Consider the following 10,272-nt stretch of genomic DNA (forward strand, 5'->3'; position numbering starts at 1 on the left):
CTGTCGAATTCCGGCCAGCGTGGTTTAACGGGGCGCCTGAGATCAAGATCACAAGCAGATCAAGAGCAAGATCAAGAGCTACTCGCTTCGCATCGTGGTTACCGGTGGCTGCGGCGAACTGCACAGTTGTGTAGATACCTATGCTGCGATAGCGGTGTGACAGTCTCCCCAGGGTTGCTGACCCACCGCTATCGCACGCAAGCCAGCTCCCACGGGGATTTTTGCTTGGCCTATGGGGCCGTGTCAGACTCGGTCGAGTACATCCAGCGCAACAACGAATGCCGCCCGCTGATCCCCAACTTGATCGCCGCACGCTTGAGGTAGCTCTCGATGGTGTTGACCTTCAACGCCAGTTGTTCGGCCAACTCCGGCGCGGTGCGCCCGGCCAGCAGGCCTACGCACACTTCCAGTTCACGGTTGGACAAGGTCAGCCCCGATTGCACCAGGCGCTCCTGGATACGTCGGCGCAAGGTATCGATGCCCTGGTGTTGCGGCTCTGCCGACGGGCTGTCCGAGAGCGATGGCTGCAGCGCGGTGATGTGTTTTTCCACCATGGGCAGCAACAGCGTGGAGAAGTCCTGGAGCATGCTGCGTTCTTGCGCAGAAAAACTCTCGGACGGGTGGGAGCGGTACACCGACAGTACATAGCGCACATCGTCCTTGCGGCGCGTGAGGTGCAGTTGTGCGGCGAGTTGCTCGCTGTCCAGGGCCGCCACCGAATCGGTGTACACCGGGCTGATTTTGCGACGGCCAAGGCCTTCACGGCTGACGTGCAATTGGGTGATATGGGTGGCGTCCACTGCCAGTTGGGTAAGGATCAGGTCATGCAGCATGCGTGGGAAATGGCGGCTGCCGGTGCTGGCGATGACCTTGCCTATCTGTGGGAACAGGTGTGAGTTCATCAATTCGTCCATGAGTTTCGTGCAGGTATTGGGCCTTATAGCGACGGGGATTAAGAAGGTAACTAATGTGAATAACCTGCAGTGATAGTGCGTCCCGCCGCTGACATGCTAGTACAGGCTGGCTGAAGGAGGGGGATCCAATCTGCGAAAAAAAAACATTAAGCAGGTACAGCGGCAGTCGGATCCTTAGTCGAATCCTTCCGATCACCGCCCAGGCACCGCAAAACGCTTGGGTTTGGGCGCTATTTCAGCGCGTACGCCGATGTAGTGGTGGGCCGCAGGTTGGCACCGTTGCACTTGGCCAGGGCTTGTTGGATATCCGCCAGCAGGTCGGCGACGTCTTCCAGCCCCACCGACAAACGTACCAGGCCCTCGCTGATACCGTGCTGCGCCCGTTGCTCGGGGGTGTAGGTGGAGTGGGTCATGCTCGCCGGGTGTTGGGCCAGTGATTCGGCATCCCCCAGGCTGACCGCGCGGGTGAACAGTTGCAGCGCGTTCATGAAGCGCTGGCCGGTCTCGATGCCACCCTTGAGTTCAAAGGCGATCATGCCGCCGGGCAGTTTCATTTGTCGGTTTGCCAATTCGTACTGTGGGAAAGAACGCAGCCCGGGGTAGGTCACCCACTGCACCGCAGGGTGTGCCTGCAACGCCTCGGCCACCGCCTGGGCGTTGCTGCAATGACGGTCCATGCGCAGGCCCAGGGTCTTGAGGCCGCGCATCAACAACGCGGCGTCCTGGGGTGACATCACCGCGCCGGTCAAGTCCTTGAGTCCTTGCAGGCGAATGCGCTGGGCCAAGGCCTGGTTGCTCACCGCGATGCCTGCGGTGATGTCGCCGTGGCCGCTGAGGTATTTGGTGGCCGAGTGCACCACCACATCGGCGCCCAGTTCCAGGGGGCGTTGCAGGTAGGGGGTGCAGTAAGTGTTATCGACCACCACGGTGACGTTCGGCTGTTGATGAGCCAGTTCGGCCACGGCGGCGATGTCGATCAGGCGCAGGTTGGGGTTGGCCGGGGTCTCGCAGTAGACCATGCGGGTGGCCGGGGAGAAGGCTGCTTGCAGGGCGGCCAGGTCGGTCAGGTCGACATGCCGCACCTTGATGCCGAATTCGCCCAGGCCATGGTGCAACAGGGCGAAGGTACAACCATAAAGCGTCTGGCTGACGATGATCTCGTCGCCTGGGCGCAACAGAGTCCAGAACGTCGCGGCAATCGCGCCCATACCGGAGCTGAATGCCACGGCGGCTTCGCCGTTCTCCAGACTGGCCATGCGTGACTCCAGCAGGGCCAGGGTGGGGTTGGAAATGCGCGTATAGAAGTGGCCGCTGGCTTCGCCGGCAAAGCAGGCGGCGCCGTATTCGACAGTGGGGAAGGCGAAGGTGGCCGACAGGTAGATGGGCGGGACGAGGGCGCCGTGGTGGTCAAGAGGGTCATAGCCGTGGTGGATGGCACGGGTAGAAAAGCCGAAGCTGGTGTGTTTAGTGTGCATGTCGGGCGCTCCTTATTTCCTACAATGCTATGCTCATAACCACAGATGAACCTTGCAAAAAAGCCTGGAAAAACCCGCGTTTGTGGATCAAACACCGATAAAAATAATGATTAGAGGCACGTTATGCCCATCAAGCTGGACCGTACGGACAAAACCCTTTTAAACGCGTTGCAAGGCAACGCCCGCCTGACCGTGGCCGAGTTGGCAGAGCGGGTGGCCCTCACCACCTCACCGTGCTGGCGCCGGGTGCGCACCCTGGAGGAGAGCGGGGTGATCAGTGGCTACCAGGCGATCCTTTCTCCCAAGGCGCTGGGTTATGGGGTGACCGCGTTTGTCAGCATCATGATGGAGAGCCACACTCAGGAAATCGCCCGGGCGTTCGAGCAGCGGCTGTTGGCGATTCCGGAGATTGTGGCGTGCCATAACGTTTCAGGGCGCTATGACTTTTTGCTGGAGGTGGTGGCCAAGGACCTGGAGTCGTTTGGTGAGTTTGCGCGGGAGGTTTTGCAGACGTTGCCCTGCGTCAAGGAGATCTATTCGAGCTTTTCCTACAAGTCGGTGCGGCCGTTGCGGGTGATTCCGTTGCCGGGTTGACGGGAGGCTTACGGCGCGAGCCGATGCGTATCCACCCGACGCCCCGCGATCCAACTGTGGGAGTTGGCTTGCCTGCGAAGGCGGCCTGACAGCCGACGCAGTTATACCGAGATCAAAATCAGAGCAAGAGCAAGAGCTACTCGCTTCGCATCGTGGTTACGTTGGGCCGCTTTTGCTTTTGTGTGCCACCCCATGCAACAACAGCGCCTCAAACACCCGCTGCACCCGTGGTTCATCACTGTGGGCCACATTGAAGCGCATCGAGTCGCGATGGGCCGGGTCATAGCCAAACAGCGCACCGGGCGCCAGCACCATGCTGCGTTTCAGGGCTTGCTGAGCCAGGAGTTCGCCGTTCACGCCAGGCGGCAGGCGTGCCCAGATGAACATCCCGCCTTCATACGCCATCGGCAGTTCGCACCCGCAGCGTTTGAGCCATTGTTCGACGCGCCCTCCGGCCTCCATCAGGCGTTGCACCATGCGCTTGCGATGCTTGGCATAGCTGCCTTCGCTGAGCATACGGTAGACGATTTGTTCGAACAGTTCGGAGGTGACGCCGCCGCTCATCAATTTCATGTTGGTCAGGTTGGCGGCCAGTTGCGGCGCGGCGACGACGTAGCTGACGCGGGTGTTGGCACTCAGGATCTTTGAGAAACCCGACAGGTAGGTGACCTGGTCCAGCCCGGCGACGGCGGCCAGGCGTGGGGGTGGGTTGGGGTGCAGGTCGCCGTAGAGGTCGTCCTCGACGATGTGGCAGTGATAGTGCTGGGTCAGTTGCAGCAGGCGGAACGCCTGGCTGGGGCTGAAGGAGTGGCCGGTGGGATTGTGTAACACGCTTGTGGTCAGGTACAGGCTGGGGCGGTGTTCGGCCAGCAGTTGTTCGAGGGCGGTGAAGTCAAAGCCGTCGGGGCGGCGGGCAATGGTGATGACTTTGACGCCGTGCAGCGCCAGGTTGGCGTGGAAGTTGAAGTAGCACGGTGCATCGAGCAGCACCGTGTCGCCGGGGCGGGCGAGCAGGCGCATGAGCATGTCCAGGCCCTGCACGGTATTGGGTGTGGTGATGATTTGTTCCACTGGCACCGACAAGCCTTCGCCGTGCAGTTTCTGCTGCAGCGCCTGGCGCAACGGCAACAGCCCCGCCGGTGTGCCCAGCCCGGCGATGCGCAGTGACGGCGCACGCACTACGCTGCGCATCGCCTGGCGGATCGCTTCGCCATTGAGCCAATCCTCCGGCAAGTGCCCGCCGCCAGGGCGCAGTTCGCCACTGGCAGTGGCCAAGGGCCGGCGCAAAACGCTGAGCAGGTCTTGGGGCAACAGGTCCACCCAGGTCGCCGAGGCTGGGCGGGTGCTGTCCATCGCCACGAAGTAGCCGCGGCCTTGGCTTGAGGTGAGCAGGTGGCGACCGCGCAGACGGTCCAGTGCCTCGTTGAGGGTGAACTTGCTGACGCCGAGGATCTGGGTCAGTTCACGCACGGATGGCAGTTTGCTGCCCGGGGCCCATTCGCTATTTTCGATGGCGTGGCTGAACGCCTCGACGATCTGTTGGACCTTGGGCGTGCCCTCTACAAAAGCGATGGCGGATACAAACATGACGCGTCCTTGTGTTTGCCGGTGCTTTTACCGGTGAAGTTAGGCTGGATTAGGCATCACTTTACCTGCCTTGTGCAATGCCACTCCCCTAGACTGCGCGGCATCTCGCCAGGAGATGGCGAAATTTCCTACACCTAAGCAATGGATTTTGCATTTCCATGAAGACTTATATGTGCGCACCCTGCGGTTTTATGTACGTAGAAGAACTGGGTATTCCGGAGGACGGAATTCCCGCAGGCACCCCTTGGGAAGAGGTGCCTGAAGACTGGGCATGCCCGGATTGCGGCGTGACCAAGGCCGATTTCATGGCCATCAACCTACCCGAACCTCAAGAAGCCTGACCCGCCATCAACGAAAGGAATCGTCCCATGGACAGCAAACTGATCAACGCCACCGTCCCGTTCTGCACCGGTGTGGCCCACCAGAAATACCTGGGCGCCGAAAAGGGCCTGCAAACCGCCATCGAAGGTGACTGCACCCACTGGTACATCGACGGCAGCCTGTTCGGCGAAATGGTCGATGACTGGACCGAGGCGCGTATCGAAAGCCTGCAAGCGCAAATCGCGGCCACGGGGGTCAAGCCGGTTTTCCACGGCAACTTCAAGGCGCCGTTGGGCAGTGATGTCGAAGCCTTCCGTAGCGCGGCCGTGGAGTACGTGAAGAAGGAAATCGACATCGCCAGCCGCCTGGGCGCGCCGTTGATCATTCACGGTGGTTGCATCGTCGAGCCGAAAATGGTGTTGATGGCCAAGAAGGTTGCCCTGGAGCATTACCTCAAGTCGGTGCAGGAACTGGCGTTGTACGCCGAGGCCAAGGGCACGGATATCTACCTGGAAAACCTGTCCAACTACGTCAACTATCGGCCATTCCATTACATCTTCACCCATGAAGCGGAATACGCCTTTGTGTTCGAGCGCCTGCAAGCCCACAGCAATGTGTACTTCTTCCTCGATGCCGGCCACGCCAACATCGAGAACGGCCTGCCGGCAGAAGTGGTGCGCAAGTACCACCACCTGATCAAGGGCATTTCCTTCAGCAACAACAACGGCGTGCAAGACCAGCACTTCGGCATCCATGACGGCAACTGCGATTACGCCGATGTGCTGCAGGCTATTGTCGAGACTAACTGGAAGGGCCTTGTCGCGTTTGAAACCCGCAACCAGACCGCCAAGGCCGCCCTGGCTGACCTGGCGGTGATGTACCGCGACTCCCTGACCACCGAAATCGCCGTCGCCTGATCGGCCTGGGGCGGGCGCTGGCTGCGTTCGCCCCGTTGCTGCTGTTTCTCTTTATTCAAGGTGCTGGCCATGACAAGTGCGTTAACCCTGTCTTCATTTCTCTACTTCCTGTTGTTTTGCGCCACCATGACCTTCAGCCCGGGCCCCATGACCCTGCTGTTGCTCAGCCTGGGCTTGAAGGACGGCCTGCGCAGTTCGATCCCGGCGCAGGTCGGCGCCAGTGTGTCGTACCTGATTTCGATCCTGATCTTTGCCGTGGGCTTTTCGGAGTTGATCAAGGGCAACCTCGCCGTTACCCAGACCATCCAGTTTGTCGGGGTGGCCTACATTCTTTACCTGGCCTACAAGCAGTGGACCAGCAGTGGCGTATCGATCAACAACGCCGGCACGGTTGAGGGCGCGCGAAGCCTGTTCGGCAAAGGGCTGTTGACCGGGTTTTCCAACCCCAAGACCATCATCATGTTCAGCGCCGTGTTCCCGCAGTTTGCCGGTGCTGGTGAACACAGCTCGGCGGCGGACATCGCCATTCTCGGCGCAACCTTTCTGTTGCTGCAATTTGCCAGCGGCTGCCTGTATTGCTATTTCGGCCAGCGCATCAAGCACGTGCTGGAAAACCCCAAGCGGCGCGTGCTGTTGCAGCGGATCACAGCCGTGTTGCTGCTGGGCGTGGCCTTGATGCTGGCGCGTGGGTTTTCGCACTGAAGTATTAGCCAATAAGCGGTAGTGGCGATTTGACGTTGCCCTGTTAGACTCCAGGCAATCACCCAGGATCGCCCCCACCATGCCAGCCGTCGGAGGAAAAGGACTTCCGCTCGCTTTGCGCTTGTACAAATCCCGCCTGTTGGGGCTGACGCTCGGCTTTGTGTGCGTGGCGTTCGGCATGTATCCGTTGAGCCCGCCCCTGTGGGTGTGGGCCTGGATGCTGATCAACGCCTTTGCGTGGCCGCACCTGGCTTTTCAATGCTCGTTGCGCTCGGCCAATACCTTGCGCAGCGAACGCCGCAGCCTGCTGTTCGATTCCTTTTGCGGTGGGTTCTGGGTTGGCGCGATGCACTTCAACCCGCTGCCCAGCGTCACCACCCTGTCGATGATGAGCATGAACAACGTCGCCATCGGCGGGCCGCGCTTCCTGTTTGCGGGTTGGGCGGCGCAGGCATTGGGGCTGGGCACCGCGCTGCTGCTGTTCACGCCTGGGTTTATCGCCGTGACTACCCAGGCCCAGTTGTATGCCTGCCTGCCGATCCTGATGCTGTATCCCCTGGCCCTGGGCTGGATCTGCTACCGCCAGGCCGTCACCTTGGCCCGCCACAAGCGTGAGCTGCTGGCCTTGAGCCGCACCGACAGCCTGTCGGGCCTGCTCAACCACGGCGCCTGGAAGGACCACCTGGACCTCGAGTTTCAACGTTGCCGCCAAGGCCCGGCCGGTGCCGCCATCGCGTTGATCGACATCGACCACTTCAAGACCATCAACGACACCTACGGCCATGTGACCGGCGATATCGTCCTGCGCCAACTGAGCAAGGTGCTGCGCCAGAACCTGCGCACCACCGACCTGGCCGGGCGTTATGGCGGCGATGAGTTCTGCGTGATCCTGCCAGGCATGCCCCTCAACCGTGCCACCGAGGTGATGGAGGCCCTGCGCGGTCGCTTCAACGCCTTGGCCTACGCCCAGGACCCGACACTGCGGGTGAGCCTGAGCATCGGCCTGGCGCCTTACCAGCCGAGCCATGCCGACTCCATCAGTTGGCTCAACGATGCCGACCAGGCGCTGTACGAGGCCAAGAGCAGCGGGCGCAACCGAGTCAGTTCGGTACAGGGCAGTTGGTTGCGGTCAGTTTAGTGGGGTAGGGTGGCGGGGCACCCTCCAACAAAAAACAAGGATCGGTCCATGCTCTTCACCTTCCCGCGTACCCTGTTGGCCGCTACCCTGGCCTTGTCTTTCAGCCTGCCGGCCTACAGCGCCGAGCCTCATAAACAGATCCAGCAACAGGCCGAACAATACAAGGCCGAAGCCTTGAAGCTGCTGGAGCGCCTGGTGAATATCGACTCGGGCTCAGGCTACGAGCCCGGCCTGACTCAAGTGCGCGATATCGCCGTGGATGAGTTGAAACAGTTGGGTTTCACCATCGAACTGGTGCCGGATAAAGCCGCCAACAACAGCCATGTGGTTGCCACCCTCAAAGGCACCGGCAAGGCCAAGATCCTGTTGATGGCCCATATGGACACCGTATTCAAGGAAGGCTCGGCTGCCGAGCGCCCCTTCCACATCAAGGACGGCCGAGCCTACGGCCCCGGCGTGATGGATGACAAGGGCGGCATAGTCGCCGGCATCTATGCGCTCAAAGTCCTCAAAAGCCAGGGCTTCAAGGACTACGCGCAGATCACCTTCCTGCTCGACGCCAGCGAAGAAACCGGGTCCGACGCCGCTTCCGAACTGATCCGCAACACTGCCAAGGGCCACGATGTAACCCTGAACCTGGAACCCGGTCGCCCCGCCGACGGCCTGGTGGTGTGGCGCAAAGGCAGCGCTACCGCCGTGGTCGAAGTCAAAGGCAAGGCCGCCCACGCCGGCGTCGCCCCGGAACTGGGACGCAACGCCGCCATGGAAGCCGCGCACCAGATCCTGCAACTGGGCAAACTCGGCGACGAAGACAAGAAAACCACCATCAACTTCACCGTGCTCAAGGCTGGCGACCGCACCAACGTCATCCCTGACCAGGCCACCGCCAAGGCCGACGTGCGTGCGGCCTTGCCGGAAGAATTCGACCGGATCGAGAAAGACCTGGCCCGGGTTTCAGCCAACAAATTGATCCCGGAAACCGAAGTGAACACCAGCCTGCAGCGCGGCCTGCCACCGATGCCGCAGACCGCCGAGTCGGATAAGTTGGTAGCGATTGCCAAAGGGATTTATGGCGAACTGGGACGCAAGTTGACCATCGAAGGCAGCGGCGGCGCGGCGGATGCCAGCTTGTCCGCCGGTGTAGGCACGCCGACGTTGGATGGGTTTGGGATAGTGGGGGGCAATATTCACACGGCGGAGGAATATGCCGAGGTGGAGAGTGTTGCGCCGCGGGTTTATTTGTTGAGTCGGATGATCATGGAGTTGTCCAAGCGCTGATCAGATCGAACGAAGCGGGTTTGAATGTGGGAGGAGTGCCAGTCAGGTAAACGCAGATCCCCTGTGGGAGCGGGCTTGCCCGCGAAGGCGGTGTGTCAGTCGGAGCATGTGTTACTGCACTACCGCTTTCGCAGGCAAGCCAGCTCCCACATTTGATCTTTGTTGCCTTTAGCGTTGCGTTCGCTTGACTGACTGGCATTGGGGTCAGCCCCTCCGACATTGAGTACTGCATTCAATGTGGAAGTCACCATGTGGAAGGGTCTTCAAGGCTGGCTTTTTGGAGGTCGTCTTTCCAGACCTCGTTGGCCAGTCGATAAATGTCCGCAAAGAAGCCTCGGGGGTCGGCTATTTCTGTTTCGTCCCAGGCCATTGTTATGTATTCGTCATAATCGCTTTCAAATTCTTTGGCGAAATCGAAGTCAGGGTTGCTCAATTCATTCTTAAGCATTGAGATTAGTACGTGTCGATGCCTGTAAGAAAGGTACATCAAATCTTTTAGGATAAAATCTTTTATTATTATTTCTCGCTCTGTGGCATTGTTTGGGTCATATTTCCATAGTGCCTTACCTTTGGTTTCTTCTAGGTCATATATTGACAGGGCTGCCAAGATGTAAGAGATCCTAGGTGTGAAAGGCGTATCTCTAAATGGTGATTTCAGCATTGTAATTCTCAGTATGGGAACGCAGTGAATGGGCGTGTTATATTTTCTTTGTCAAATCTAACTTCCACGTTATTCATGTTCTCTATGTATTTAGGGTTGTTTTTGTCTTTTTTATTGGGTTTGTATCCGTGTCCGGAGTTTGGGGACTCCATTTTTACTACGGGATTGCCGAAGTTGTCATATCCCGTATATGATGGATTGCTTCCTTGCATTTTATATATCGCTTTATTGAGGGCGTGAAGATGTATTTTCCAGCTTTTGAATTGAGAGCTCGAGTTTACTTTCTCTTTCTTTCCGGTCGCTGGGTTCGTTCCATCTATTGATCGTTTTTGCATTGTCGTCTGTGGTATCTCCTTTCCGTGTTTGGCGACAGTATGCATGTCATATTTCTCTTCTAATTCGATTACGCGCCGTTTGGCATTCGCTTCACTTAGCTCCTCTATCCTGGCTCGTCTATGATCCCCGGTCGGTTGAGGCACTGAGGGCTGGCCCTCCTCAACGCGTGCCTTTGCTATTGGACTTTCAGCCCCGACTGTTGACTTACACCCATCATTACTTGGGCATGAATTCAGGCCCAGCGGGTCTACCCAACCTGTCGGATTGGGCACATACCGATACCCATTGATCCCACCCGCCAACTTCACCGGGTCCGGTGTCAGGTAGCGACCAATATCCGGATTGTAGT

11 protein-coding genes are annotated in these 10,272 nt (G+C 59.1%); 6 read left to right on the forward strand and 5 right to left on the reverse strand.

What is annotated here, in order from left to right:
• Positions 1–230 precede the first annotated feature (230 nt).
• Together E1K68_RS27190 and E1K68_RS27195 are read right to left on the reverse strand one after the other, a co-directional pair.
• On the reverse strand, positions 231–902 hold the full coding sequence (locus E1K68_RS27190) for a helix-turn-helix transcriptional regulator (protein ID WP_169878709.1): 672 nt from the start codon (positions 900–902) through the stop codon (positions 231–233).
• Positions 903–1,144: 242 nt separating this feature from the next.
• The gene (locus tag E1K68_RS27195; protein WP_034134393.1) at positions 1,145–2,389 is read right to left on the reverse strand and encodes a methionine gamma-lyase; all 1,245 of its coding nucleotides are present in this window, start codon (positions 2,387–2,389) and stop codon (positions 1,145–1,147) included.
• A 123-nt stretch (positions 2,390–2,512) separates the two neighbouring features.
• On the opposite strand from E1K68_RS27195, the gene E1K68_RS27200 reads away from it, so the two are divergent.
• The gene (locus E1K68_RS27200; protein WP_057710029.1) at positions 2,513–2,983 is read left to right on the forward strand and encodes an Lrp/AsnC family transcriptional regulator; all 471 of its coding nucleotides are present in this window, start codon (positions 2,513–2,515) and stop codon (positions 2,981–2,983) included.
• A 156-nt stretch (positions 2,984–3,139) separates the two neighbouring features.
• On the opposite strand, the gene E1K68_RS27205 is transcribed toward E1K68_RS27200, so the two are convergent.
• The gene (locus tag E1K68_RS27205; RefSeq protein ID WP_212614939.1) at positions 3,140–4,570 is read right to left on the reverse strand and encodes a PLP-dependent aminotransferase family protein; all 1,431 of its coding nucleotides are present in this window, start codon (positions 4,568–4,570) and stop codon (positions 3,140–3,142) included.
• A 158-nt stretch (positions 4,571–4,728) separates the two neighbouring features.
• Here E1K68_RS27205 and E1K68_RS27210 point away from each other — a divergent pair, with 158 nt between their 5' ends.
• The 5 genes from E1K68_RS27210 to E1K68_RS27230 all read left to right on the forward strand — a co-directional run bounded on the left by E1K68_RS27210 (position 4,729) and on the right by E1K68_RS27230 (position 8,926).
• Positions 4,729–4,911, forward strand: coding sequence for a rubredoxin (locus E1K68_RS27210; protein ID WP_003190641.1), 183 nt, complete (start codon positions 4,729–4,731; stop codon positions 4,909–4,911).
• 27 nt (positions 4,912–4,938) lie between these two features.
• Positions 4,939–5,808: a sugar phosphate isomerase/epimerase family protein gene (locus tag E1K68_RS27215; protein ID WP_003190642.1), complete on the forward strand. Its 870-nt coding sequence runs from the start codon at positions 4,939–4,941 to the stop codon at positions 5,806–5,808.
• Between the two features lie 69 nt (positions 5,809–5,877).
• Positions 5,878–6,510 carry a LysE family translocator gene (locus E1K68_RS27220; protein WP_003190643.1) on the forward strand — a complete coding sequence of 211 codons (633 nt, stop codon included), beginning with the start codon at positions 5,878–5,880 and terminating at the stop codon, positions 6,508–6,510.
• A 79-nt stretch (positions 6,511–6,589) separates the two neighbouring features.
• Complete coding sequence (locus tag E1K68_RS27225; RefSeq protein ID WP_120248295.1) at positions 6,590–7,648, forward strand: diguanylate cyclase; 1,059 nt, start codon at positions 6,590–6,592, stop codon at positions 7,646–7,648.
• 48 nt (positions 7,649–7,696) lie between these two features.
• A complete protein-coding gene (locus tag E1K68_RS27230; protein WP_212614940.1) occupies positions 7,697–8,926 on the forward strand; it encodes a M20/M25/M40 family metallo-hydrolase in 1,230 nt (409 codons plus the stop codon).
• Positions 8,927–9,170: 244 nt separating this feature from the next.
• Here the strand turns inward: E1K68_RS27230 and E1K68_RS27235 are convergent, their stop codons facing one another.
• Both E1K68_RS27235 and E1K68_RS27240 read right to left on the reverse strand, forming a co-directional pair.
• Entirely contained in the window at positions 9,171–9,587 is a 417-nt protein-coding gene (locus tag E1K68_RS27235; RefSeq protein WP_192001864.1) for a hypothetical protein, read from the reverse strand.
• A gap of 8 nt (positions 9,588–9,595) precedes the next feature.
• On the reverse strand, positions 9,596–10,272 hold a 677-nt coding region (locus E1K68_RS27240; RefSeq protein WP_212614941.1), incomplete at its 5' end, for an RHS repeat-associated core domain-containing protein.

The sequence above is a fragment of the Pseudomonas sp. B2021 genome (assembly GCF_018135665.1).
In the GTDB taxonomy this organism is placed as follows: domain Bacteria; phylum Pseudomonadota; class Gammaproteobacteria; order Pseudomonadales; family Pseudomonadaceae; genus Aquipseudomonas; species Aquipseudomonas lactis.

Bases quoted from the DNA above. Each gene is read 5' to 3' on its own strand.
- E1K68_RS27200 (WP_057710029.1), top strand. From the start codon at position 2,513: ATGCCCATCAAGCTGGACCGTACGGACAAAACCCTTTTAAACGCGTTG.
- E1K68_RS27235 (WP_192001864.1), bottom strand. From the start codon at position 9,587: ATGCTGAAATCACCATTTAGAGATACGCCTTTCACACCTAGGATCTCT.
- E1K68_RS27230 (WP_212614940.1), top strand. From the start codon at position 7,697: ATGCTCTTCACCTTCCCGCGTACCCTGTTGGCCGCTACCCTGGCCTTG.
- E1K68_RS27190 (WP_169878709.1), bottom strand. From the start codon at position 902: ATGAACTCACACCTGTTCCCACAGATAGGCAAGGTCATCGCCAGCACC.
- E1K68_RS27205 (WP_212614939.1), bottom strand. From the start codon at position 4,570: ATGTTTGTATCCGCCATCGCTTTTGTAGAGGGCACGCCCAAGGTCCAA.
- E1K68_RS27215 (WP_003190642.1), top strand. From the start codon at position 4,939: ATGGACAGCAAACTGATCAACGCCACCGTCCCGTTCTGCACCGGTGTG.
- E1K68_RS27210 (WP_003190641.1), top strand. From the start codon at position 4,729: ATGAAGACTTATATGTGCGCACCCTGCGGTTTTATGTACGTAGAAGAA.
- E1K68_RS27225 (WP_120248295.1), top strand. From the start codon at position 6,590: ATGCCAGCCGTCGGAGGAAAAGGACTTCCGCTCGCTTTGCGCTTGTAC.
- E1K68_RS27220 (WP_003190643.1), top strand. From the start codon at position 5,878: ATGACAAGTGCGTTAACCCTGTCTTCATTTCTCTACTTCCTGTTGTTT.
- E1K68_RS27195 (WP_034134393.1), bottom strand. From the start codon at position 2,389: ATGCACACTAAACACACCAGCTTCGGCTTTTCTACCCGTGCCATCCAC.